At 67.5% G+C, this 25,005-nt stretch carries 21 protein-coding genes; 10 read left to right on the top strand and 11 right to left on the bottom strand.

The features are described 5' to 3' along the window. Positions 1-6: 6 nt before the first annotated feature. The 4 genes from ACI48D_RS00160 (at position 7) to ACI48D_RS00145 (ending at position 5,027) form a co-directional block, all read left to right on the top strand. Positions 7-1,437, top strand: a complete 1,431-nt coding sequence (locus tag ACI48D_RS00160; protein WP_435569177.1) for an efflux transporter outer membrane subunit — start codon at positions 7-9, stop codon at positions 1,435-1,437. A 99-nt stretch (positions 1,438-1,536) separates the two neighbouring features. Next, the gene (locus ACI48D_RS00155) at positions 1,537-2,520 is read left to right on the top strand and encodes a M28 family peptidase (protein WP_435569176.1); all 984 of its coding nucleotides are present in this window, start codon (positions 1,537-1,539) and stop codon (positions 2,518-2,520) included. A gap of 35 nt (positions 2,521-2,555) precedes the next feature. Beyond that, a complete protein-coding gene (locus ACI48D_RS00150) occupies positions 2,556-3,284 on the top strand; it encodes a haloacid dehalogenase type II (RefSeq protein WP_435569175.1) in 729 nt (242 codons plus the stop codon). 126 nt (positions 3,285-3,410) lie between these two features. After that, entirely contained in the window at positions 3,411-5,027 is a 1,617-nt protein-coding gene (locus tag ACI48D_RS00145; protein WP_435569174.1) for a methyl-accepting chemotaxis protein, read from the top strand. Positions 5,028-5,040: 13 nt separating this feature from the next. On the opposite strand, the gene ACI48D_RS00140 is transcribed toward ACI48D_RS00145, so the two are convergent. The 6 genes from ACI48D_RS00140 to ACI48D_RS00115 all read right to left on the bottom strand — a co-directional run bounded on the left by ACI48D_RS00140 (position 5,041) and on the right by ACI48D_RS00115 (position 10,661). Continuing rightward, the gene (locus ACI48D_RS00140; RefSeq protein ID WP_435569173.1) at positions 5,041-6,720 is read right to left on the bottom strand and encodes an ArnT family glycosyltransferase; all 1,680 of its coding nucleotides are present in this window, start codon (positions 6,718-6,720) and stop codon (positions 5,041-5,043) included. A 183-nt stretch (positions 6,721-6,903) separates the two neighbouring features. After that, a complete protein-coding gene (locus tag ACI48D_RS00135) occupies positions 6,904-7,254 on the bottom strand; it encodes a hypothetical protein (RefSeq protein WP_435569172.1) in 351 nt (116 codons plus the stop codon). A gap of 20 nt (positions 7,255-7,274) precedes the next feature. Continuing rightward, positions 7,275-7,850, bottom strand: coding sequence for a DUF4337 domain-containing protein (locus ACI48D_RS00130; protein WP_435569171.1), 576 nt, complete (start codon positions 7,848-7,850; stop codon positions 7,275-7,277). A gap of 2 nt (positions 7,851-7,852) precedes the next feature. Then, positions 7,853-8,527 (bottom strand): hypothetical protein, encoded by a 675-nt coding sequence (locus ACI48D_RS00125; RefSeq protein ID WP_435569170.1) that lies wholly within the window; start codon positions 8,525-8,527, stop codon positions 7,853-7,855. 87 nt (positions 8,528-8,614) lie between these two features. After that, entirely contained in the window at positions 8,615-9,979 is a 1,365-nt protein-coding gene (locus ACI48D_RS00120) for an ATP-binding protein (RefSeq protein WP_435569169.1), read from the bottom strand. Continuing rightward, positions 9,960-10,661 carry a winged helix-turn-helix domain-containing protein gene (locus ACI48D_RS00115; protein ID WP_435569168.1) on the bottom strand — a complete coding sequence of 234 codons (702 nt, stop codon included), beginning with the start codon at positions 10,659-10,661 and terminating at the stop codon, positions 9,960-9,962. Before ACI48D_RS00115 ends, ACI48D_RS00120 begins: the two co-directional genes overlap by 20 nt. 236 nt (positions 10,662-10,897) lie before the next feature. Between ACI48D_RS00115 and ACI48D_RS00110 the strand changes: the two genes are divergently transcribed. From ACI48D_RS00110 to ACI48D_RS00095, 4 genes are read left to right on the top strand one after another with little or no spacing between them, the layout of a single operon-like run. Then, positions 10,898-11,272: a hypothetical protein gene (locus ACI48D_RS00110; RefSeq protein ID WP_435569167.1), complete on the top strand. Its 375-nt coding sequence runs from the start codon at positions 10,898-10,900 to the stop codon at positions 11,270-11,272. A gap of 8 nt (positions 11,273-11,280) precedes the next feature. After that, the gene (locus ACI48D_RS00105) at positions 11,281-12,549 is read left to right on the top strand and encodes a TolC family protein (protein ID WP_435569166.1); all 1,269 of its coding nucleotides are present in this window, start codon (positions 11,281-11,283) and stop codon (positions 12,547-12,549) included. Then, positions 12,546-13,706 carry an efflux RND transporter periplasmic adaptor subunit gene (locus ACI48D_RS00100; RefSeq protein WP_435569165.1) on the top strand — a complete coding sequence of 387 codons (1,161 nt, stop codon included), beginning with the start codon at positions 12,546-12,548 and terminating at the stop codon, positions 13,704-13,706. The genes ACI48D_RS00105 and ACI48D_RS00100 overlap by 4 nt, the downstream gene beginning before the upstream one ends. After that, on the top strand, positions 13,696-16,812 hold the full coding sequence (locus ACI48D_RS00095; RefSeq protein WP_435569164.1) for an efflux RND transporter permease subunit: 3,117 nt from the start codon (positions 13,696-13,698) through the stop codon (positions 16,810-16,812). The genes ACI48D_RS00100 and ACI48D_RS00095 overlap by 11 nt, the downstream gene beginning before the upstream one ends. Here ACI48D_RS00095 and ACI48D_RS00090 read toward each other — a convergent pair. Beyond that, the gene (locus ACI48D_RS00090) at positions 16,776-17,969 is read right to left on the bottom strand and encodes an aminotransferase class I/II-fold pyridoxal phosphate-dependent enzyme (protein WP_435569163.1); all 1,194 of its coding nucleotides are present in this window, start codon (positions 17,967-17,969) and stop codon (positions 16,776-16,778) included. The genes ACI48D_RS00095 and ACI48D_RS00090 overlap by 37 nt on opposite strands. A gap of 369 nt (positions 17,970-18,338) precedes the next feature. On the opposite strand from ACI48D_RS00090, the gene ACI48D_RS00085 reads away from it, so the two are divergent. Beyond that, a complete protein-coding gene (locus ACI48D_RS00085) occupies positions 18,339-19,664 on the top strand; it encodes a carbohydrate porin (protein WP_435569162.1) in 1,326 nt (441 codons plus the stop codon). 16 nt (positions 19,665-19,680) lie between these two features. On the opposite strand, the gene hemW is transcribed toward ACI48D_RS00085, so the two are convergent. Genes hemW through ACI48D_RS00065 form a run of 4 tightly spaced genes read right to left on the bottom strand, consistent with a single transcriptional unit; the run spans position 19,681 to position 23,858 of the window. Then, on the bottom strand, positions 19,681-20,925 hold the full coding sequence (gene hemW / locus ACI48D_RS00080; protein ID WP_435569161.1) for a radical SAM family heme chaperone HemW: 1,245 nt from the start codon (positions 20,923-20,925) through the stop codon (positions 19,681-19,683). Further along, on the bottom strand, positions 20,922-21,512 hold the full coding sequence (rdgB, locus tag ACI48D_RS00075) for an RdgB/HAM1 family non-canonical purine NTP pyrophosphatase (protein WP_435569160.1): 591 nt from the start codon (positions 21,510-21,512) through the stop codon (positions 20,922-20,924). Before rdgB ends, hemW begins: the two co-directional genes overlap by 4 nt. A 33-nt stretch (positions 21,513-21,545) precedes the next feature. Continuing rightward, positions 21,546-23,048 carry a hybrid sensor histidine kinase/response regulator gene (locus tag ACI48D_RS00070; RefSeq protein ID WP_435569159.1) on the bottom strand — a complete coding sequence of 501 codons (1,503 nt, stop codon included), beginning with the start codon at positions 23,046-23,048 and terminating at the stop codon, positions 21,546-21,548. 60 nt (positions 23,049-23,108) lie between these two features. Further along, complete coding sequence (locus ACI48D_RS00065; RefSeq protein WP_435569158.1) at positions 23,109-23,858, bottom strand: alpha/beta fold hydrolase; 750 nt, start codon at positions 23,856-23,858, stop codon at positions 23,109-23,111. A 220-nt stretch (positions 23,859-24,078) separates the two neighbouring features. Between ACI48D_RS00065 and ACI48D_RS00060 the strand changes: the two genes are divergently transcribed. Then, the gene (locus ACI48D_RS00060) at positions 24,079-24,522 is read left to right on the top strand and encodes a nuclear transport factor 2 family protein (protein WP_435569157.1); all 444 of its coding nucleotides are present in this window, start codon (positions 24,079-24,081) and stop codon (positions 24,520-24,522) included. Positions 24,523-25,005: the final 483 nt, after the last annotated feature.

Here is a 25,005-nt window from a genome sequence, read left to right as displayed (position 1 = left end):
AGCGACATGAAACGACTCACTACCCTGCTTCCCCTGAGCTTGTCCCTGGTCCTGGCCGGCTGCGTGAACCTGGCGCCCAAGTACGAGCGCCCGGCCGCGCCGGTGGCCGGCAGCTTCCCGACGGTGGCCGGCACCGTCTCCAGCGGCAACCCGGTGGCGAATGACGCCCCGGCCAACATCGCCTGGCAGCGCTTCTTCGCGGATGCCCGCCTGCAGCAGCTGATCCAGCTGGCACTGGAGAACAACCGCGACCTGCGCGTCTCGATCCTCAACATCGAGCAGGCGCGCGCGGCCTTCCAGATCCAGCAGGCGGCACGCTTCCCGGCGCTGAATGCGGCCGTCACCGGCAGCCGCCAGTCCACCCGCGGCGACGCCCCGGTCAGCAGCGTGTACCAGGCCGGCCTGTCGGTCACGGCCTTCGAGCTGGACCTGTTTGGCCGCGTGCGCAACCTGAGCGATGCGGCGCTGGCCCAATACCTGGCGACCGAGGAAGCGCGCAAGACGGCGCAGATCAGCCTGATCGCCACGGTGGCCAACGCCTACCTGTCCCTGCTGGCCGACGACGAGCTGCTGGCCCTGACCCAGCAGACCCTCAAGACGCGCGAGGAATCGCTGCGCCTGAGCCAGCTGCGCTTCGAGAACGGCGTGATCTCCAAGCTCGACCTGCAGCAGGCCGTGTCGCTGGTCGAACAGGCCCGCACCGTGCTGGCCCAGCAGCAGCGCCTGCGCGCCCAGGATGCGAATGCGCTGACCCTGCTGGTCGGCCAGACGATCCCGGACACCCTGCCGGCAGGCGGGACCCTGGCAAGCACGAACCTGCCCGACCTGCCGGCCGGCCTGCCCTCCGACCTGCTGATCTCGCGTCCGGACATCCGCGCCGCCGAGCAGCAGCTGATCGCGGCCAATGCCGACATTGGCGCGGCGCGCGCGAACTACTTCCCGCGCATCTCGCTAACTGGCAGCGCGGGCAGCGCCAGCCCCCAGCTGTCGGGCCTGTTCAAGGGCGGTTCCTTCGGCTGGACCTTCGCGCCGCAGGCGATCCTGCCGCTGTTCGACTTCGGCGCCCGCCGCGCCGGCGTCGAGAGTGCCCGCGCCGGCCGCGACATCGCGGTGGCCCGCTACGAGAAATCGATCCAGACCGCGTTCCGCGAAGTCTCGGACGCCCTCGCCGGCCAGGCCACGTTCAGCGAGCAGCTGCGCGCCCAGCAGGCGGTGGCGGCGGCCGAAGCCGACCGCTTCAACCTGTCGGACCTGCGCTACCGCAACGGCACCGCCAGCTACCTCGACCTGCTGGACGCCCAGCGTTCGCTGTTCACCGCCCAGCAGCAGGCGATCGAAGCGAACCTGGCGCGCCTGCAGAACCAGGTAACGCTGTACCGCGTGCTGGGCGGCGGCTGGAGCGAGCCGGGCAACGCCGGCGCGACCGCTTCACGCTAAGTACGCGCACGATTGGGCCCTGAACCGGGGCCGTGCTGTGATTTCGGTATGATGGAATCGCAGGACGGCCCCGGTTTCTTTTTGCTCCGTCTCCATCTCATGCGCAGCTTTCTACGTGAACACTGGAAATCCATTGCCGCCATCGTCGTTCTGGTGCTGCTGGCAATGGTGAGCGTCGACCCAGGCGCGGCGGCGCCCGAGCTGCCGCTGGCGGCGCGCCTGCGCGCCCACGTGACGGCCATCGCTTCCAGCGAGCACAACACTACCACGCCGGCCGAACTCGATCAGGCGGCGCGCTACATCGAGGACGTCCTGAAGGCGGAAGGCTACCCGATCCGGCGCCAGGAATACCGGGCCGGCGGGCAGATGGTGCGCAACATCGAGGTATCCGTCTCCAACGTCGCGCCGCATACCAAGCCGGCGCGTATCTTCATCGTCGGCGCCCATTACGACTCCGCGCCGGGCGCGCCCGGCGCAAACGACAACGGCAGCGGCACCGCCGCCGTGCTGGAGCTGTCGCGCCTGCTCAAGGACATGCGCCCCAGCCAGGGCACCGAAGTGAAGTTCGTCTTCTTCGTCAACGAGGAACCGCCCTGGTTCAAGGGCGAGGAGATGGGCAGCCTGCAGCACGCCCGCCAATTGCATGAAGAGGGCCAGAACGTCGAGGGCGCGCTGGTACTGGAAACCATCGGCTGGTACACGCAGCAGCGCCACAGCCAGCAGTTGCCGCCCGGCATGCAGAAGCGCTTTCCGGATACCGGCAATTTCATCGCCTTCGTCGGCACGATCGCATCCTCGCGCCTGGTGCAGGACGCCCTGTCCGCCTTCCGCGCCGCCTCCGACTTCCCCGCCCACGGCCTGGCGGCGCCGGCCTACGTGCAGGGCGTGACACTGTCGGATCACTCTTCCTACAACCGCTTCGGCTATCCCGCCATCATGATCACGGACACTGCCTTCATGCGCTATCCCTACTATCACACTGCGGAAGACACGCCGGACAAGCTCGACTACGACAGCACGGCGCGCGTGGTGCAGGGCCTGGCGCGCACGATCGTGGCGCTGGCGGCCGGCGCGCAGGGGTGATTGATGCCGGGGGCATCCATCACGGCGAGGCGCGCATGAGCTGCAAACTCCAGCAGGTGGGCTTCCTCGGCTTCGACGTGTTCGGCACGGTCGTCGACTGGCGCTCGGGCGTGGCGCGCGCCGCCGCGCCCTTCCTGGAACGCTACGACATCGAACTCGATCCCTTCGCCTTCGCCAACGCCTGGCGCGCGCTGTACCAGCCATCGATGGAACAAGTGCGTTCGGGCGCGCGGCCCTGGGCCAGGCTCGACATCCTGCAGCGCGAGAATCTCGAACGGCTGCTCGCCTCGCACGGCGTGGCGGTGGACGACATTCCCGAGCAGGACCTGGCGGACCTGACGCGGGCCTGGGACAGGCTGGACCCGTGGCCCGACGCCGTGGCGGGGCTGGCGCGCCTGAAGCGCCGCTTTGCCATCGCCCCGATCTCGAACGGCCATATCGCCGGGATGCTGCAACTGGCGCGCTTCGGCGGCCTGCCCTGGGATGCGATCCTGGGCGCGGAAATCTCGCACACCTACAAGCCGCAGCCCGCGACCTACCTCGCATCGCTGGAAGCGGCCGGATTCGCACCGGGACAGGCGGCAATGGTGGCCGCGCACAACGGCGACCTGCGGGCGGCGCGCGCCCTGGGGATGCACACCGTGTTCGTGCTCCGGCCGCATGAGTACGGACCGGACCAGGACACGGACCTGCGCGCCGACGAGGATTGGGACGTGGCGGCGGAATCGCTGGCCGAGTTGGCGGACATCCTCGGCTGCGCCTGAACGGTGCGGATTTACGACACCCCCCATCGGCAGCGCGGAATCTTCTTTCCATACTGCAAGTTCTTACTCCATACTTACCCTGGGTATTCAAAAAAATTATTCGTTTATACCAAGAGGAATATGGAGATGATGAAGTACTTCTTACGCCAGGTGCGCATCGGCAGCCGCTTGACCATCGCGTTCACGCTGATCCTGGTGCTCGCCACGATCGCCACCGCTTCCGCCCTGTTGGCCGCGCGTGCCAACGCCGAGGCGACCGAAAAGATGCTGGCGGTCCCGCTGACCAAGGAACGCCTGGTATCGGACTGGAACGTGAATACCTATTCCGCCATCGTCCGTACTTCGCTGATCGCGCGCAGCACCGACAACACCCTGAGCGCCGTGTTCGCCAAGGACATCGCCGACAGCGTCACCCGCAGCACCGAGATCATCAAGCGGGTCGAACCCCTGCTCGACTCGCCGGAAGAAAAAGACCAGCTCAAGAAGGTGCAGGCGCTGCGCGCCAGGTACCAGGCGGCCAAGGTCGAAGTCATGGATGCGAAGAAGGCCGGCGACAGCGTCACCGCCGAGCGCCGCTACGACGAGGGCTTCGCCCCGGCCGCCCAGGCCTATTCGACCGCGCTGCAGGACCTGCTTGCGATCCAGCGCCGCACCATCGACCAGATGACGCACGCCAGCCGTGCCATGTATGACGAACGGGCGCGGCTCGTGCTGCTGCTGAACGGCCTGATGATCGTGCTGGGCGCATTTGCCGCGGTGACGATCACGCGCAGCATCATCCGTCCCCTGTCGCGCGCGGTGCAGGTGGCCGAGACGGTGGCCGCCGGCGACCTCACCGGCTCGTTCGACCATGGACGCGGCGACGAGATCGGCGACCTGCTGCGCGCGATGCAGTCGATGAACGACGGACTGGCCAAGGTGGTGCACGAGGTGCAGGAAGGCACGCGGACGATCGCCGCCGGCTCCACCGAAATCGCCAGCGGCAACCTCGACCTGTCGGCGCGCACCGAACAGCAAGCCAGCGCGCTGGAAGAAACCGCGGCGTCGATGGAAGAACTGACCTCGACCGTGCGCCACAACGCGGACAATGCCAACCAGGCCAACCAGATGGCCCAGGCGGCGTCGCAGGTCGCCACGCGCGGCGGCGAGATCGTCGGCCAGGTGGTCGCCACGATGGGTGCCATCGACGGCGCCTCGCGCAAGATCGTCGACATCATCGGCGTCATCGACGGCATCGCCTTCCAGACCAATATCCTGGCGCTGAACGCGGCGGTCGAGGCCGCGCGCGCCGGCGAACAGGGCCGCGGCTTCGCCGTCGTGGCCTCCGAAGTGCGCAACCTGGCGCAGCGCTCGGCAACCGCGGCCAGGGAGATCAAGGCCCTGATCGGCGACTCGGTCGCCCAGGTGAATACCGGCACGGCGCTGGTGCAGCAGGCCGGCGCCACGATCGAGGAAGTCGTCGCCAGCGTGGCGCGCGTGACCGACATCATGGCCGAGATCACCGCGGCCAGCCGCGAACAGAGTGCCGGCATCGACCAGGTCAACGCGGCGATCACGCAGATGGACCAGACGACCCAGCAGAACGCGGCGCTGGTCGAAGAGGCCGCCGCGGCGGCGACCAGCATGCAGGAACAGTCGGCACGCCTCGATCAGCTGATGCGCGGCTTCCGTCTGGCGCAGGCCGGCACCCGCCAGGCAGCTTCCGCCGCGCCGCGTCTGTCGGCGGCCGTCGCCGTCGCTTGAGCCAGGCGGACGTTCAGGGACGGCGCCGGTACAGCCGGAACCGTTCCTGGTCGTCGGCCGGCCGCGCGCCCTCCCAGATCACGACCCAGGTGCGGCTGTCGACGCGGTGCGGCGTCTGGCCGCGTGCATCCTCCACCAGGAGCAGGCGGCAATCGGCGCGCGGCAGCAGCTCCAGCCTTTGCGTGGTCACGCCTTCATAGTAGCGCAGCATCGCGCGTTCGCTTTCCTGCAGTCCCTCGCTGGCAATGCAGCCGGCGGAGGATGGCAAGGCCGGGCGCATCGATGCGAAAACCTGCCTGTACGACTTGACCTGGTCGCCCCATGGAACGAACAGGCCCGCCAGCAGGAGCCAGCAGAGTGCGAGTCCGACCGCCCAGGTCTGGAGCGCGGCCTGCCGCGGTTTGCGCCAGAACATCAGTGCCAGTGCCGCCACGGTCGCGACCGCGCAGCCTGCGAGTGCGGCGGCATGGAGGCGCCGGTCGGGACTGGGCGCCAGCTGGGCGTAGACGGCGTCCAGGTGCAGCGGATTATTCGAAAACATGATGTATCCCCACGCCAGCCACACCAGCGCGGCGATGCTGCCAAAGACCAGCTGCCCGGACCAGCGCCAGACGCGCTCGGCGCGCGGCCCGAGCGACACGGCGCTGGCGGCGCCCAGCAGGGACAGGGGTATCAGCAAGGGCAGCGCATAGCCGCCGCGCGCGGACGCGGAAAAGACCAGCACCACCAGCACCACGATGCTCATGAGTACGCATGCCTGCAGCAGTTCCTTGGTGCGCAGGGCTTGCCGTTCGCGCCAGAGGGACAGCAGGGCCAGCGGCACCGCCGGCAGGGTGATCCACCAGAGATTCCGCAGCCAGAAGCCGTCGTCGTGGGGGGCGCCCAGTTCGGGAACGGAAAAGCCGACGAAACGCCCGATATTGTTCAGCCAGAACCAATCGGCGAACAGCGCCGGCGAGCGGACGTACAGGACCGCGGGCCAGATCAGCAGCCAGGGCAGCGCGGCGGCCAGCGCCGCCAGCACGGTACGCAGGTAGGCCTGCCGGCGCCAGCGGCTGAAAACGAGCGGCAGCAGGAGCGCGGTCAGGGCAAAGATCCCGGGCGCCAACAAGCCTTTCGCGAGAAAACCGATGCCGACCCCGGTGCCGATTTCGCATCCGCTCGCCACCGGCCGCTGCTGCCAGCGCGGCAGGCCCGCAAGGCCGATCGCCACGCCGGCGAGCAGGGCCAGGTCGGTCAGCATCAGGTGGGCATAGGCTTCGAGTCCCAGGCAAGCCAGCAGGACGAACACGGCGGTGCGGCCGAACTCCGGGCCCCGCCAGCGGCGCCCGCAACGGGCGACCGCGGCGCACGCCAGCAGCACGAACAGGCCGCTCGCCAGGCGCGCGCCGTCGGCCAGCGGAAGGATGGGCGCAAGGCACTTGGCGATCGCGGCCGCCGCCCAGTAATACAGCGGCGGCTTTTCCATGAAGGTTTCGCCCGCCATCGTCGGCACCACCAAGTCGCCCGTGGCCGACATGCTGCGCACGATCTCCGCGATATAGGTTTCGTCCTGTTTCCACGGCTCGTGGCCGATCAGTCCAGGCAGCGCATACAAGAGGACGAAGCAGACGAAGGTCCAGGTCCTGGCGGCAAGCACGAAACGCTGGCCGCTCTCCGGCCTGGAACCGGGCGCCTGCGGAACCTGCCGCACCCCGGGCATATCGGATGCTGCGACGACAGGCCGGTCCTTCTTTAATTGCTCGATTTCCATCCAGTCCCCATGACGCGAAAAAACATGCGCGGCGTCGACATCGCCCGTACATACACGGTGCGATTCTAGCCGCGCACAATTCACGCGAGGGTTACAGTCCTGTCATCTTTGAGGCTTGTCAGTTCATGCCGCGCAGGACTTGCCGTGCGGGCCATGGAAGCCCTTGGCCTTGGCGTCGGCTTCCGGCATGTACTCGCCTTTCTTGGTCTTGCCGTAGTATTTGTCGCCCTCGCAGTGGTACACCTTGCTGGAGGTGTTGACCCATACCTTGCCGGCACCGCCGCCAGGCGCAGGCGTGGCCGCGGCAGGGGCCGCTTTGCCGGCCTTGGTCGTTATGCCCGTTGTGCCCGTTGTGCCCGCTTTGGCCGCCGTGCCTGTCGGCGCCGGCGCGACCGGATTCGGGACGGTGGTTTGCGCCAGCACGGGACCAGCCATCAGCAGGCCCAGGATGACGGCGAGAGACATTTTCTTCATTACACTTCTCCTTTAAAAAATCAAGATACGACAAAAGCCGAGACCGCCGCGCCGAGTCCCACCAGCGCAGCCAGCCCCACACCCCATAGCAGCCAGCGGCGGCGCGTCAGCACGGTAATGGCCGCCAGTGCGACGGCGATCTGGACACAACTGAGCGCCAGGGCAAGCCGCTCGTGCGGCCGCAGCTTGGCGTCGGATTCGGCCGCCAGCTTGCGCGACTCCGCCTCCAGCCTCGCCGCTGTGCGCTGCACCTCGGCCCGTTCGCGGTTTTCCTTGTCGCGTTCGGCGATGAAGCGCTCACTGACCGCCGGCACGGTGGCCAGTGCCGCCGCGGCGTCGGCAATGTGCGCCTTGGTCGACCTGGCCTGGTAGTAGGCCCACTGGTCGCTGGCCTGGGTCTGCTTCAGGATGCTTTCGTTTTTCAGGAACATCGCTTCGGTCTGCGCGTTCCCGCTCTGGTAATTGATGAGCGCCCCGACCGTCGACAGGATCGCCGTCATCAGCGCGACTTTCTGCGCCAGGCGGTCGTTGTCCCGTTCGGCGGCCTCCTCGACCGCATGTTCGTGGGGCGTGGGGATGTCGTAGTCGTCGTCCATGTTTATGCCAGTATGTTCACGGCGCGTGCCGCCACCAGGCCGACGGTCAGCAGCGACGCGCTCGCCTCCACCATGAAAAGGACCTTGACGCGGCCCGTCAGCGGCAGCGTGTCGGTCGGTGAAAATGCGGTCGCGTTGGTGAACGACACGAACACATAATCGAAAAATCCGGGCGTCCACTCCTCGCTTCCCGGTAAGTCTGAACCCATCTGCGGAAACAGGAAGTCCGCCACCGGCTGTTTCACGAAGGTGCGCACCGCCGGCCCGCCGCGGTCGATGTTCCAGAACCATAGCGCGAACACGACGACGTTGGTGAACCAGATGTTCAGTGCGTCGATCAGCAGGCTTTGCCCGGTCGTCCCTTTTGCCCCATATAAAAGCGCGTGGAGCACGACGTACAGCGACTGGAAGTTGATGAGCGTGATGATGGCGGTCAGCACGATCGCGGCGCGGCGGATCATTCGCCGGTGATGATGGATGCGGAGCCAGTGATGCTCGCTGGTGGCATGGCGCATTTGGCTATGGTTCCAGGCGGTGGCGACCGACAGCGGTGCCAGCAGCGCTACCTCGACCACGGAGGCCAGCCACCACGGGAACATGGTCAGATGATTGATCAGCACCGCGTTGAGCGCGGCCGTGACCAGGATCGCCCCGCGTGCGATCCAGAACTCGCGCATGTGGCGTTCGAGGTTTTTTCGCATCGCAAGAGTATGCCCGCTTTGCGTGCGCGCACGAACCGGCACAGGATTACGGTTTTGAAAGGTTCAGCTAGCGGGCGGGAATACCACGCTGACCTCCAGGCCCGGCCCGGCGTTGCGCAGCCTCAGGCTGGCGCCGTGCAGTTGCGCGATGGCGGTCACGATCGACAGTCCAAGGCCGTTGCCCGGCAGGTGGCGGCTCTGGTCGACCCGGTAGAAGCGTTCGCATACCCGGGCGATATCGGCTTCCGGCACGCCCGGGCCGTAGTCGCGCACCGACACCACGGTGTCGACCTGGCCGCCGTGCACCGCGATGTCGACATGGGTGCCGGACCGTGCGTACTTGATGGCATTGTCGATCAGGCTGGCCAGCGCGGTCGCCAGCAGGTCGCGGTCGCCGCGCACGCTCAGCGCCTCCACGCCGGTGTAGCGCAGCACCATCCCCTGCTCCTCGGCGGCGGCTTCGTACAGCTCGACCATGTCGCGTGCGATGGCGGCGATGTCCAGCAGCCCGAACGAACGGGTGCGCACGCCGCTTTCGGCGGCCGCGATCTGCAGCAGCTTGTCGAACAGGCCGATCAGGCTGTCGATCTCCTCGATCGCCAGGCGGGCGTCGCCGACCAGCGCCTGCGGCTCGGCAGCGGCGTCGAGCGCCCGTTCCAGCCTGCTGCGGACCCGGCCCAGGGGCGTGCGCAAGTCGTGCGCGATCGAGTTCGACACATGGCGCACCCCTTCCATCAGCGACTCGATGCGATCGAGCATCTGGTTGATGTCGGTGCCGAGGCGCGCAAACTCATCGTTGCCCTGCACCGCGATCCGGCTCGACAGTTCGCCGGCGGCGATGCGCGCGGCGGTGCGCCGGATGCGCCCGATACGGGCCTCGATCAGGCGCCGGAACAGCTGGGCACCCGCAAAAGCCAGCAACAGGGATACCGTCGAGCTGATCAGGAGCGCACGCTCGATCACCTCGCGAATCGCGTCCAGTTCGCTCAGGTCGCGGCCGACCACCAGCCGCCTGCCGCCTCCGAGCGGAACGGCCAGCAGGCGCACCGAGACGACGCCTTTGCTTCGGCGCATCTCTTCGAAAACCAGCTGGCCCGGCGGCGTTTGGTGCCATGCCGGCAGGTTGCCCGCCAGAATCCGCCCTGCTCCGTCGACCAGGCCGACGAGTTCGGTGTCGCTGTCGATCCGGTCATGCAGTTGCAGGTCGATCTGGCGTTCCAGGCCGGCATCGCCTTCCGCCTGCCAGGTCCCGGCCAGGCGCTGCGCAATGGCCTGGATCTTGTTGTCCATCGAGTGCTCGAACACGCCCACCGTGCCGACGTAGAAAATGGTCGACAGGGCCGCCACCGACAGCGCAACCAGCAAGCCGTAACCGACCGCCAGCCGGGCGACGATCGAACCGCGCAGGCTAAGGCGCAGCCGGACCATAGCCGGAGGCGCTCAGCACGTAGCCGGCGCCACGCACGGTGTGGATCAGCGGCGGGTCGAAATCCTTGTCGATCTTGCTGCGCAGGCGGCTGATCTGGACGTCGATCACGTTGGTCTGCGGGTCGAAATGATAGTCCCAGACGCCTTCGAGCAGCATGGTGCGGGTCACGATCTGCCCCTCGTGGCGCATCAGGTATTCGAGCAGGCGGAACTCGCGCGGCTGCAGGTTGATGGCGACACCCCGGCGGGTGGCCCGGCTGGTGCGCAGGTCGAGCTGCAGGTCGGCCACCTGCAGCTGGCTCACCTCGCGCGACCAGGTCGCCCGGCGCGTCAGGTTGGCGACCCGCGCCAGCAGTTCGGACATGACGAAGGGCTTGGCCAGGTAGTCGTCGCTGCCGGCGCGCAGGCCGCGCACGCGCTCGTCCACGCTGTTCAGGGCACTCAGGATCAGCACCGGCGTCATGTCGCCGCGCGCACGCATCTGCTCGAGGATGCCGATGCCGTCGACCTGGCCCGGCAGCATCCGGTCCAGGATCACGATGTCCCAGCGCCGTTCGCGCAACTGGATGATGCCGTCGCTGCCGTTGTCGAGTGCAAGCACGGCATAGCCGGCGGACTCGAGACCGGCGCGCAGGTAGTCGCGGGTTTCGGCGTCATCTTCGATAACGAGGCAATGTGGCATGGGAATAGGAAAGTGATGATGCCGGGGCGGCAGGCTCCAGCACACTGCAGTATAAGGGAGTCCGGGCCTGCCGGGATTACGGTTCGGTAAGGTGGGGGTCTCCCCAACGGACGCGGCCGCCCAAATTACGCCTTCGTAATGATTACGCGATCGTAATTTTCATCCGCTTTCGCCCGCCTATCATGCACAGCTTTCCAGCGCGATCCTTCCGCGCGCCTTCTTTCATCGAGGATAGCATGCGTATCGGCCACACCTTCATCGGCATCCTTGCCTGCAGTTTCCTGGCATCGTGCACCCAGCCCCTGGGACACGGCGAGATCGACTGGGACCACGGCGCGCGCCGCGCCAGGGTACTCGAGGTCCTGAGCCCGCAGGCGGCCGAAGCCGAAGCGCGCGACTGCGCTCCCGCCGGCTGGAACTGGCAGGCCGGCCACGCCTATGCCCGCGTGCGCTACCGCGTCGTTCGCCTGCACCGTAACACGGTCGCCACGCTGCCCGAAGGCCTGGCGCTGCAGCCGGGCGACGAGGTCGAGCTGTGGCCGGAGAACTGCGGCGAGCACCGGCTGGCACGCGTCGAACGGCGGCTGTCCGCGCCGGCACAGGACCGATGAGGCCGGCCATGCAAGGCGTCCCGCACACCATCATGCTGGCCTTGGCCTGCTGCCTGGCGGCCGGCGCCGCCAGTGCCCAGAGCCTGCATCTCGACGAGGCGCTGGCGCTGGCCGGCCAGCGCAACCACGACCTGAAAGCGGCCGCGATCGCGGTCGACAGCGCAGCCGCGTCCGTGACCAGCGCCGCCGCCGCGCCCAATCCCACGCTGACGCTGCAGACCATGAACATCAACCCGGCAGCCGGCATCGGCTCCGGCCCGCTGCGCGCCAAGACGGTCGACAGCGCGGTGCGCATCGACCAGCTGATCGAACGCGGCGGCAAGCGGCGCCTGCGCACCGCCGCCGCCGAGCAGCTGGAGCATGCGGCACGGGCCGACCTGGCGGATAGCCGGCGCCTGCTGCGGCGCGAAGTCGCCGGCGCCTATTACGACTTGCTGGCGGCGCAGCAGCGGGCCACGCTCACCCTCGAGGCCGCGGCCCTGGCCGACCACGCGATGCAGGCGGCCGAGACGCGCCGCCGCGCCGGCGACCTCGCCGGTGGCGACACCGCGCGCCTGCGCACCGACACCCTGCGCGTGCACAACGATGCCGACGATGCCGCAGCCGACCTCGACCAGGCCCGGCGCGCGCTGGCCCTGCTGCTCGGCCTGGACGACGCGGGCGGCCTGAGCGCGGCCGATGCCTGGCCCGCCGCCCTGCCGGCGTCCGCCGCCGCCGCGCTCGATGCCGCGCTCGAAGCACGCGCCGATGTCGCCGCCGCGCGGGCGCGGGTACGGGCCGCCCAGGCGTCGCACGAGCTGGCGCTGGCGGGACGCACGCGCGACGTGACGGTCGGCGTCCAGCTCGACCACTATCCGGCCAGCGCCGCCAATCCGCAGGGCAGCGGCAACAGCATCGGCGTGTCGGTCCAGGTGCCGCTGTTCGTGCGCTACGCCATGCAGGGCGAGATCCGCAGCGCCGCCGCCGCGCTCGATGCCGCTAGCGAGAACCTGGCCAAGGTGCGGCAGAACGCCCGCGCCGACATCGGCAAGGCCCGCGCCCAGGCCGAGGCCGGAGCCCGGCGCGTCGAGCGCTACGACGGCGAGATCCTGCCGGCCGCGCGCAAGGCCGCCGAGGCGGCCGAATTCGCCTTCGCGCACGGCGCCGCCGGCGTGATGGACGTGCTGGACGTGCGCCGCGCCTATCGCGCGGCCCAGCTCGATGCGCTTGCGGCGCATGCCGATTTCGCCAAATCCCTGGCGGCGCTCGACGCCGCCCTGTCACGAGAGCACCCATGATGAAGACCCGGACACTCCTCGCGCCGCTGGCGCTCGCCCTGCTCGCCGCCGGCCTCGGCTGGTACGCGATGCGCCCCGCTGCGAAAGCGGTGCCGCCGGCACGGACCCAGGCGGCGCCGCGCGCCGGCCAGGACCAGCTGTTCAGCCTGCCCGACGCCTCGACCCAGCTATCCTTCCTCCGCATCGTCCAGGTCGGCGCGCAGGCCCTGCCGGTGGCCGAGCCGGTGGCCGGCCGCATCGCCTACGACGAGAACCTCACCAGCCGTATCGCTTCGCCGGTACAGGGCCGGGTGACGGCCCAGCGGGTCGAAGTCGGCGACAGCGTGCGCGCCGGGCAGCTGCTGGCCGAACTCGATTCGCCCGACCTGGCCGGCGCCCAGGCCGACGAGCGCAAGGCCGCCGCCGACGAGGAGCGCAAGCGCCTGGCACTGGCGCGTACCCGCATGCTGGTCGATGCCGACGTCCTGGCCCGCAAGGACTTCGAGAACGCACAGGCCGATTACCGCCAGGCCGACGCCGAGGCGCGCCGCGCGCGCCAGCGCATCGGCAACCTGCACGCGCACGGCAAGGTCGACGGCCGCTTCGGGCTGCGCGCGCCGATCGCCGGCGTGGTGGCCGACCGGCAGCTCAACATCGGCCAGGAAGTGCGGCCGGACCAGGCCAATCCGCTGCTGGTGATCAGCGACTTGCGCCACGTGTGGGCGATCGCCGACGTGCCCGAGGGCGTGGCCGCCGGCCTGCGCCCCGGCCAGCCGGTGCTGGTGGAAACCGAGGCCTTCCCGGGACGGACTTTCCGCGGCCGCATCGGCCGCATCGGGGTCGCGCTCGATCCGGTCACGCGGCGCGTGCAGGTACGCTGCGAGCTGGACAACCCGGACGGGCGCCTGAGGCCCGACATGTTCGCCCGCATCGCCTTCGTGGCCGCGGACGGCAAGGCCGAGGCAGTGCCGGTCCCGAACACCGCGCTGGTGACCGAAGGCCTGTACACCTACGTGTTCGTGGAGCGCGGGCACGGCAGCTTCGAGAAGCGGCGCGTGCGCGTCGCGCTCGGCGGCGCCGCACGCAGCTATGTCGACGCCGGCCTCCATTCAAACGAGCTGGTCGTGACCGAGGGCGCGCTGCTGCTCAACGCGGAGGCGTCGAACCATGCTGGCTAAGTTCATCGACCTGGTGCTGCGCCAGCGGGTGGCGGTGCTGTTCCTGACCGCCTGCCTGGCCGCGTACGGCTGGCATGCGCTGGACGACCTGCCGATCGAAGCCTTCCCCGACGTCCAGGACGTACAGGTGCAGGTGGTGACCCAGTTGCCCGGGCAGGCGGCTGAAGAAGTGGAGCGGGTCCTGACCCTGCCGATCGAGCGCGAACTGAGCGGCGTGCCGCGCCAGACCCAGCTGCGTTCGGTGAGCATCGGCGGCCTGTCGGTGGTTACGCTCACCTTCGCCGACGGCACCGACGATTATTTCGCGCGCCAGCAGGTGCTGGAAAGGCTGCAGAACGTGACCTTGCCGGCCGGCGTGCAGCCGGCCCTGGCACCGCTCAGCACCGCGGTCGGCGAAGTGTTCCGCTATGTGCTGCAGGTCCCGGCCGACATGCCCGAGAACGACGCCAGGGCGCTGCAGGACTGGGTGTTGCGCCCGGCGCTGCGCTCGGTGCCCGGCGTGGCGGACGTGGTGAGCTTCGGCGGCACGGTCAAGGAGTACCAGGTGCTGGTCGATCCGCTGGCACTGAACCGCTACGGCCTCACCCTGGAACAGGTACGCCAAGCCCTGGCCAACGCCAGCGCCAACGTCGGCGGCGGCCTGGTACGCCGCGGCGACGAGGCCCTGGTGGTGCGCGGCATCGGCATCTTCGCAGGGATCGAGGACATCGGTCGCGCCGTGGTCAGCGCCAGCAATGGCCGCACGGTGCTGGTGTCGGACCTGGGCCGGGTCTCCATCGGCCACAGCCCGCGCTCCGGCATCGTCGCCTTCAACCGCCAGGACAGCGTGGTCGAAGGCATCGTCCAGATGAGCAAAGGCGCGAACGCCGCCAAGGTCGTGGCCCAGGTCAAGCAGGCGGTGGAGCGTCTCGGCACGCGCCTGCCGCCGGGCGTGCGCATCCGCACCATCTACGATCGCAGCGACCTGATCGGGCATACCGTGCATACCGTGGCCGACAACCTGGTGGTCGGCGCGCTGCTGGTGATCGCGATCCTGGTGATCTTCCTCGGCAACTGGCGCGCCGCGCTGATCGTGGCCGCCGTGATCCCACTGTCGCTGCTGTGCGCCTTTATCGTGCTCGACGCGCGCGGCATCCCGGCCAACCTGATCTCGCTCGGCGCGGTCGACTTCGGCATCATCATCGACAGCGCCGTGGTGCTGGTCGAGGCACTGCTGGTGCGGCTGCACCTGCAGGCGCGCGCAGCGCACCCGCCAGCCGCCGACGCGGCGGTCCGGGACACGGTGGCCGGACTGGGCCAGCCGATCCTGTTCGCCAAGGCCGTGATCATCGTCGCCTTCATCCCGATCTATACCTTCCAGCGTGTCGAAGGCAAGATCTTCGCCCCGGTCGCCTTCACGCTGAGCTTTGCGATGCTGGGCGCCCTGCTGCTGACCATGACCCTGCTGCCGGTGCTGCTGGCCTGGGCCCACCGCGCCAGCCCGCTGCGCGAGCGGCCGAATGCCTGGCTTCCGCGGCTGCAGGAGGCCTATCGCGCATTCCTGCTGCGCGCCCATCGGCGCCGGTTTGCGGTGTTCGGCGCCTCCGCCGCGTTGCTGGGCCTGACGCTGGCGCTGGCGCCCCTGCTGGGCAGCGAGTTCCTGCCCAAGCTGGACGAAGGCAACCTGTGGCTGACCATCGAGCTGCCGACCTCCAGCGCGCTCGAGACCACGCGCGACATCGAACGCCGGGTGCGCGCCATCCTGCAGTCCTATCCCGAGGTCGGCAACATCGTGTCGCACGTCGGCCGGCCCGACGACGGCACCGATCCGAAAGGACCGAACAACATGGAGATCCTGGCCGACCTGCAGCCGCACCAGGACTGGCGCTTCGCCGACAAGGAAGCGCTGGTCGCGGACATCTCGCGGCGCATCCACGCCTTGCCTGGCGTGCCGACGAATTTTTCCCAGGTCATCGAGGACAATGTCGAAGAAGCCCTGTCCGGCGTGAAGGGCGAGATCGCGGTCAAGCTGTACGGACCGGACCTCGCGGTACTGGGCCGCAAGGCGGAACAGGTGGCGGCGATCCTGCGGGCGATTCCCGGCGCCGCCGATGTCGAGGCGGTGCGTATCGGCGGCCAGAGCGAGCTGGATATCGTCATCGACCGCGAGCGCATCGCGCGCCTTGGGCTCAACGTATCGGACGTCAACGCCGCGATCCAGGCCGCGCTGGGCGGCATCGCGGTCGGCCAGTTCTATGAAGGCGACCGCCGCTTCGACCTGAGCTTGCGCCTGGACGAGAAGAACCGCGATTCGCTGGAAGGCATCGGCGCGCTGCAGGTCAGCCTGCCCGGTGCGGCCGGCAGCGTGCGGCTGGCCGACGTCGCCCGCATCGGAACGCGCCAGGGCGCCGCCCGCATCAGCCGCGAAGGCGGCGAGCGCAACGCCTCGGTCAAGGCCAACCTGCTCGGACGCGACCAGGGCAGCTTCGTGGCCGAAGCGCAGCAGAAGGTGGCCGAGCAGCTCAAGCTGCCGCCGGGCTACCGGATCGCCTGGGGCGGCCAGTTCGAGAACCAGCAGCGCGCCCTGCAGCGCCTGCGCATCATCGTGCCGCTGACCGCCTTCCTGATCTTCGCGCTGCTGTTCGGCGCCTTCCGTTCGGTGCCCAAGGCGCTGCTGGTGCTGGCGATCGTGCCGTTCACGCTGATCGGCGCGGTGGCCGGACTGGCGCTGGCCGGGCTGCATTTCTCGATTTCGGCGGCGGTCGGACTGATCGCCGTGGCCGGCATCTCGGTGCAGAACGGCGTGATCCTGGTCGAGCAGATCGTCGAGGTGACGCGCGCGGGAACGGCGCCCTGGCCGAGCGCGGTGGAAGGAGCGGTCGGGCGCCTGCGCCCGATCCTGATGACGGCCCTGATGGCGGGCCTGGGCCTGCTGCCGGCGGCCCTGTCGCACGGGATCGGCTCGGAAACCCAGCGCCCGTTCGCTGTCGTGATCGTCGGCGGCATCGTCTCGGCGACGCTGTTCACCCTGCTGCTGCTGCCGCTGGCCTATCCGTATTTTGCCGGCCGGGGCTCCGGCCGGCAGAAAGATCAGGCGCTCAAACGCGCCATCACGTCGACCACGTGATCGATCTGGGCCCGGGTGTGGCCTGCGTTCAGCATGAAGCGCAGGCGCGCCTGGCCCACCGGCACCGCCGGGAACTGGATCGCGTCGACGTGCACGCCCTCGGCCCGCAATTCGCGCGCGAAGTGCTGGCAGCGCGCGGCGTCGCCGATCAGGACCGGTACGATCGGCGTGGCGGTCGAGGTCAGCTCGTAGCCGAGCGGGCGCATGCGCTGGACGAAGTAGCGCTGGTTGTCCCACAGGCGCGCACGGCGCTGCGGCTCTTCTTCCAGGAGGTCGAGTGCGGCCAGCAGGGCGTTGGCCTGGTCGGGCGGCGGCGGGCAGGTGAAGCCGTAGGCCGAACTGGTCAGGCGCAGCACGTCGGCCATTTCGCTGTCGAGGGCGACGAAGCCGCCGATCGCGCCGAGTGCCTTGCTCAGCGTGCCCATCTGCATGATGGTGGGGCTGTAGCAGCCGAAGTGCTCGGAGGTGCCGCCGCCGTTCGCACCCAGCACGCCGGTCGCGTGGGCGTCGTCGATGTACAGGATCGCGCCGTAGCGCTCGGCCAGCTGGGTCAGTTCCGGCAGCGGCGCGATCGTCCCCTCCATGCTGAACACACCGTCGCTGACGATGATCGGGCTGATCCCGTCGGCGGCCTTGAGCAGCGATTCCAGGTGGTCCATGTCGGCATGGCGGTAGGTATGGCGCTCGGCGCCCGACATCAGGATGCCTTCGCGGATGCTGATGTGGTTGTACTCGTCCGTGAAGTAGGCGTACTTGCGCCGCTTCTTCGGACGGAAGCCGTGCAGGCGCGCCAGTATGCCGGCCTTGGTCAGCGTCGACAGCACGCCGATATTCGTCATGTAGCCGGTGACGAACAGCACCGCATCGGTCTTGTGCTTGAGGGCGCCCAGGCGGCGCTCCAGTTCGCGGTACACCGGCAGGTCGCCGCCCAGCAGGCGCGACTCGCAGTTGCCGACGCCATAGCGATCAAGGCCGGCCTTGGCGGCGCTCACCAGGCGCGGGTGATTGGCCAGCGCCAGATAATTGTTGGTGCTGAAGGAGACGGCCGCCTCGCCGTTGACCCGGAACACCGGGTCCGGCAGCGTGTCGTGCACCGCCGATTCGTGATGGATGGCGTGGCTCTGCAGCCAGTCGGCAATATCGCTCAGGTCGTGCATGATGGTCGTGGTGCGGTCTTGGTTGGAGGTGGAATGGGAAGATGCGCGGCGAGGCGGCGGCGCGGCGGCCGCTGCACGGATCGGCCGGTGGCCGGAATGCGCGAATCGAGCGCAGTATAGGTGCGCCGGGGCGGTGAAAAAATTACGGTTCGGTAATGTCGATAGCAGCGAGGCAATACTCGGCCCCAACTGTTGTAGGGACGGTTCAATTACCGAACCGTAATGGCGTGATTACCCGGGCCGGACTATCATGCCCGCCGGCCGTCGCCCCGCTCGCCGGCCCTCCCCTCTTCGCGGTCCTGGTGCCGCAATCCGCCGCCGCCGTGCGAGCTTGCATGGCAATATCCCGTTCACTCGACGGAGAAACCGATGTTTTTTGATGATCCAAAGCGCGCCGCATCGTGGCTGCTGCTGGCCACGCTGGCCTCCACCGCCGGCGTGCGCGCCGGCGAACTGCCACCGGAAGAAACCTGGAATGCCCACGCCCAGGCCACCTATGTCTGGCAGGCCAAGCCGTCCTTTCAGGCGCCCTACAGCGGGCCGGCCAGCCTGCTGCCGCAGCGCGAGACCGGCTATTCGTTCAGTGCCACCGGCGCCTTCGGCCTGCGCCCGTGGGCCGGCACCGAACTGTACTTCGATCCGGAGGTGGTACAGGGCAAGGCGTTTTCCGGCCTGCACGGCCTGGGCGGCATGACCAACGGCGAGCAGCAGAAGACCAGCGGACCGAACCCGACGCTGTACCGCGCGCGCCTGTTCCTGCGCCAGACCTGGGACCTGGGTGGAGAACGCGAGGCGGTGGAGCCGGACATGAACCAGCTGGGCGGCACGGTCGCCAGCCGCCGCGTCGTGCTCACGGTCGGCAACCTAGCGGTCAGCGACATCTTCGACAACAACGCCTACGCCCACGATGCCCGCAGCCAGTTCCTGAACTGGGCCCTGCTGGCGCACGGCGCATGGGATTTCGCGGCCGATGCGCGCGGCTACAGCTGGGGCGCGGCGCTCGAATACATCGACGGCCCCTGGGCCGTGCGCGGCGGACGCTTCCTGGTGCCGGCCGAATCGAACGGCCTGGCGCTCGACAAGCGTATCTTCCGCCACTATGGCGACCAGCTCGAACTCGAACGCAGCACGTCCCTGCTGGGCCAGCCCGGCAAGTTGCGCCTGCTGGTGTTCCGCGACCGCGCGCGCATGGGGGGCTTTCGCGACGCGCTGGCCGCGGCGAACGGCGGCGTCCCGGACGTGGCGCAGGTGCGCCGCGAACGCAGCAAGGTCGGGGTCGGGATCGGTGCCGAACAGGCGCTCGGCGAGGACGCCGGCCTGTTCGCGCGCGCCAGCTGGAACGACGGGAAATCGGAAACCTACGCCTTCGCCGAGATCGAGCGCTCGCTGTCGGCCGGCGTCACGCTGAAGGGCGCCGCCTGGGGGCGTGCCGGCGATACGCTGGGCCTGGCCCTGGTACGCAACGGCCTGTCGGGCGCGCACCGTGACTACCTGGCCGCCGGCGGCGTCGGCGCCTTCATCGGCGACGGCCGCCTGGACTACCGGCCGGAGTCGATCGCCGAGGCCTATTACCGCATTCCCCTCGCCGCGGGCGCCGAGCTGACGCTGGACTTCCAGCACATCGCCAATCCCGGCTACAACCGGGCGCGCGGGCCGGTCGACGTCGGCTCGCTGCGCCTGCACATCCATTACTGATGTCCGGGGACGGGCCCTACTCCGCCAGGAACATCTCCTGCAAGTCGTTCAGGAAGCGTTGCCCCAGCTCGGTCGGCTTGATCAGCTTGAAGTCGCGGTAGATCAGGCCCTTGGCTTCGGCCTCGTTCAGCGCCTTCTCGATCATGGTAATGGACAGGCCGGTGCGCTCGCCGAACAGGTTCGGGTCGAAACCTTCGGTCAGGCGCAGCAGGTTGAGCATGAACTCGAAGCCCATCTCGCCGCGCGCGATCTCGTGCTCTTCATGCACCGCGTTGCCCTTCCGTGCGGCCTCGATGAAGGACGCCGGCTGCTTGTAGCGCGCCTGGCGCAGCACGCGGTGCGGGAACGACAGCTTGGAATGGGCGCCTGCGCCGATGCCGAGGTAGTCGCCGAACTGCCAGTAATTCAGATTGTGGCGCGCCCGGCGGCCCGGCTTCGCATACGCCGACACCTCGTAGTGCTCGTACCCTGCCCCCGCCATCTTCTCGAGGATCATGTCCTGGATGTCGGCGCTCTCGTCGTCGCTGGGCAGCTGCGGCGGATACTTCGCGAACACCGTGTTCGGCTCCATCGTCAGGTGGTACAGCGACAGGTGCGGCGGCGCATACGACAGCGCGGTGTCGATGTCGCGCTGTGCCTCCTCGAGCGTCTGCCCGGGCAGCGCGTACATCAGGTCGAGGTTGAAGTTGTCGAAGTTGGCCTGCGCGATCTCGATGGCTTTTCGCGCCTCGTTCTCGTCGTGGATGCGGCCCAGCGCCTGCAGGTGCCTGCCGTTGAAGCTCTGGATGCCGATCGACAGGCGGTTGATGCCGCTGGCGCGGTAGGCCTTGAACTTCTCGGCCTCGAAGGTGCCGGGATTGGCCTCCATCGTGATCTCGGCATTGATCTCCAGCGGGAGGAGCGTGCGCAGGTCGGACAGCAGGCGGTCGAGGCCGGCGGCCGACATCAGGCTGGGCGTGCCGCCGCCGATGAAGACGGTGTGGATCTTGCGGCCCCAGATCAGCGGCAGCGACTGTTCGAGGTCGGCGCGCAGCGCGTCCAGGTAGGCCTGTTCCGGGATCGGCCCGGTCGACTCGTGCGAGTTGAAGTCGCAGTACGGGCACTTGCGCACGCACCAGGGCCAGTGGATATACAGCGACAGCGGCGGCAGCGCCGCCAGGTTCAGCGAACCGGGCTGCAGGTATTGCAGGGCGGCGGTGGCCGGCGAACGCGGTTCCGTGTTCGCTGCGATGCCATTGCCGACGGGTTTAATCGGGATCATTTGAGTGTCAGCTTCTCGACCAGCGCGCGGATCGCCTGGCCACGGTGGGAGATGGCATTCTTTTCGGACGGTTCCAGTTCGGCGGTGGTCTTGCCCAGTTCCGGGATCAGGAAATACGGGTCGTAGCCGAAGCCGTTGGCGCCGCGCGGAGACTCCACGATCACGCCGCGCCAGATGCCGTCGGCGATGACCGGCTGCGGGTCGTCGGCGTGGCGCACGTAGACCAGCACGCAATAGTAATAGGCCGATTTGTCGGCATGCGCCGCCAGCTCGCGCACCAGCTTCTCGTTGTTGCGGGCGTCCGATTTCGGCTCGCCGGCAAAGCGCGCCGAGACCACGCCAGGCGCGCCGCCGAGCGCGTTCACGCACACGCCGGAATCGTCGGCCAGCGCCGGCAAGCCGGTCAGGCGCGACGCGTGGCGCGCCTTCTGCAGCGCGTTCTCGACGAAGGTGCCGAACGGTTCCTCGGCTTCGGGAACGTTGAACTCGCCCTGCGGATGCAGTTCGAAGCCGATCGGCGCCAGCAGCTGGGCAAATTCCTTGAGCTTGCCCGCATTATTGGAGGCAAGGATGAGGCGTTGGGTCATGGTGTTTTGGGGAAGCGCGGGGAAGGCGCTATTTTAACGCCGTGCGGCGCCGGCGTCCCCGCGCAGTAAAGGCTTGAGCAACTCGAAGTCGATCGGCTTTGTCAGGTGATGATCGAAACCGGCATCGAAAGCACGCTCACGGTCTTTTTGCTGCCCCCAGCCGGTGGTGGCGATCATTGTCCTGGCAGGCCCGCCGGGCAATTGGCGCAGGCGGCGTGCCAGTTCGTAGCCATTCATGTCGGGCAGGCCGATATCGAGCAGGACGACCTCGGGGTCGGCCATGGCGATCGCCTCCAGCGCTTGCGCCCCGGAATGCGCGACCACGACCTTGCAGCCGGACAGCTCCAGCACCATTGCCAGCGTCTCGGCCGCATCCTGGTTATCGTCGACCACCATAATACGGGCCCGGGCAGTGGCGGCAACGGCAGGCGCTGCCTCGGCCGGGCATGAAGCGCCCACCGCAAGCGGCAGGCGAACGGTAAACGTACTGCCTTTGCCTTGCCCTTCGCTCCCTGCCTCGATACTGCCCCCGTGCAGTTCGACGATCCCGCGCACCAGGGCAAGGCCGATGCCGAGGCCGCCCTTGGACCGTTCCAGTGCCGGCTCGAGCTGCGAGAACATGTCGAAGACGGTGGCGAGCGCCGGCGCGGGAATGCCGATGCCGCTGTCGCAGACCCGTATCTCCGCCCACTCCGGTTCGCAGCTCAGGTGCAACTCGATCCGGCCGCCGTCCGGCGTGTATTTGGCGGCATTGGTCAGCAAATTGATCACCACCTGGGCGAGCCTGGTCGCGTCGCCATCGACCATCACCGGCGCCTCGCAGATAGACAGGCGCAGGGTATGCCGGGCCGTCTTCATCGTCTCGGCCAGGTCTTGCGCCGCGCTGCGCACGATTGCGGACAGCTCGACCGGCGCACGGCGCAGCTGCATGCGCCCTTGCGTGATGCGCGAGACTTCCATCAGGTCGTCGACAAGCCGCGTGAGATGGCGCAGCTGCCGGTCGAAGACCTGCAACAGGCGGTCTTCGCTCGACTGGCCGAACCTGAGCTTGAACACGTCGAGTGCGCTGCGCATGGGCGCCAGCGGATTGCGCAGCTCATGCGAGAGCGTCGCCAGGAATTCGTCCTTGCGGCGATCCGTGGCCGACAGCTGCGCGTTCAGCTTCTTCAGTTCGGCTTCGGCTGCTTCCGCGGCTTTACGTGCGGCTAACAATTCGCGCTCGTAGGCGCGCCGGTCGGAAGCCTTGAATAGTGCCCAATGATCGACGCTGCGGCCGCCGTCCTGGCGCCGCATGATATTGATCAGCATGGGCAAACGTTCCTGGCGGCGATTGCGCAGCTCGACCTGGAGCTCGCCCACCGAGCCTTGTACCTGAAGGATCGGCTGGCAATGCGTATTGAAAAACAGGCGCGCGCCGATCGGCAGCAATTCCTGCACGCGGATTTTCCCGACCAGGTCGTCCTCGTCGTAGCCGAGCCAGTTACAGGCCGTACTGTTTGCCCTGAGTATCAGCCCATCGCTTGCGGTGACCAGCAAGGCACATGCTGCGTGATCGAACAAGATCTCACCGGCAGGCGATTCCTCTATCACGATATGTCAGCGCAAGGTATGCGCAAGAAAGTCATCGATCGCATGCGAGCTCGCGGTGGGTGCGCTCATGTGCGGGCAGTGGCCGACGTTGTCGATGATGTGCAGGGTGCTGACCGGCAGGTTCTGGTGCAGGAATGCGCCGACCGAGCGCGGCGCCACGATGTCCTCGCTGCACTGCAGGATCAGCGCAGGCACGGTCGACCTTGCCACGTCGGCACGATGGTCGGACAAGAAAGTAACGCGGGCAAAATGCTTGGCGATGTCGGGGTCGTTACGGCAGAAGCTATTCGTCAGTTCCTCGCGCAGTTCGGGGCGATCGGGCACGCCCATGATTGCCGGCGCCAGGCTGCTCGACCAGCCGAGGTAGTTCGCTTCCATCGTTTCCAGCAGCTCGTCGATATCTTCACGACTGAAACCGCCGACATAGTCGCCGTCGTTGATGTAGCACGGCGATGGACCAACCATGACCTGGGCGCGGAACTTCTGCGGCGCCTTGACCGTGGCCAGCATGCCGATCATCGTGCTGACCGAGTGGCCGACGAAGATCACCGGACCGGTTGCGAACTCGTCGATGACTTCCAGCAGGTCGTCGGCGTAGCCGTGCAGGGTGCCATATTTTTCGCGGCTGTACGCCGACACGTCCGAGCGGCCGCTGCCGACCAGATCGAATGCGATCGTACGGAAACGTTTCTCGTAGGCTGGAGCAAGAAAGCGCCACATGGTGTGGTCGCACCCGAACCCGTGAGCGAATACCATGGTCGCCGCACCTTTGCCAGAGACATGAACGTTGTTGCGATTTTTTACAAGCGACATCGTCTATTTTCTCTTACAAAATTTAACAATTGCGGATTATACGCCTTAATGCTGAGTACGGGCGCGAAGCTGCGGCGTCCTCGTCCGGGAATCCTTGACTTCTCCATGGGCGGTACTAGGCTGGTTCAGCGGCCATACCGGCCGCCACACTGAAGGAGACGCCATGAACGCACAGCAAAACAAGCAATTGGTACAGGAAGGCTACAGGATGTTCCAGAGCGGAGACATCCGCGGCATCCTCGACCGCTGCACCGATGACGCCGAATGGACCAGTCCGGAATCGGAGTATGTTCCCTTCGCCGGCAGTTTCCACGGCAAGCAGGGCGTTGCCGAGTTCTTCTCCAAGCTCGACACCAGCACCCAGGCCATCCGCTTCGAGCCCCGCGAATTCATTGCGGAAGGCGACAAGGTCGTGGTACTCGGACATGCCACCTGGCATGTGAAATCGACCGGGCGCGAGCTCGACTCGCCATGGGTCCACGTGTTCACCCTACGCGACGGCAAGTTCGCCCGCTTCGAAGCGCACAGCGACACGGCGGCGGCGCTGCGGGCTTTCCAGCCTGAACAGGCGGCCCAGGCGTCGGCGGGGACGCAGTTGCATCATTGAGTGGAGTCATCGCACCCGCCGGGTATTGGCTGGCGGGTGCGACGCAGCATCACGAAAGCCAAAAACAAGGCGCTGTTCACATCAAACGCATAATTGTGCGGCAAGCGCTCGTTTCAACTCCGACCTAAACCTAATAACTAAGATCTTACAGACGCAACTCAGGTAATTGAGATTATTATTTTAACAAGTACAAATGTCTACAATAATTAGAACAATTGTCTGATTGTGAAGAGAATGAGAAAGCGTCTACCCTTGATGAGCGAGCATTAATAGAACGCTAAAAGGGGCAAAGATGAAGATGAGATCCGGGGTGTGTCTGATAGGCGCGAGTGTGTTTCTAAGTGCATGCGGTGGCGGAAGTAGCGGAAATGGTGCTGACAGCTGCGTCAGCGGTATTCCTGGCCTGTGCAGTTCGCTAGGCGTTAGCAGCGGAGGCGCGGGAACTACGACGAGCGCTAGTCTGTACACGACCGCACCGGCACA

Source organism: Massilia sp. LXY-6 (assembly GCF_051233485.1).
GTDB lineage: Bacteria > Pseudomonadota > Gammaproteobacteria > Burkholderiales > Burkholderiaceae_D > Telluria.
The sequence above is the reverse complement of the archived record's forward strand: the minus strand, read 5'-3'. Positions and strand labels throughout refer to the sequence as shown.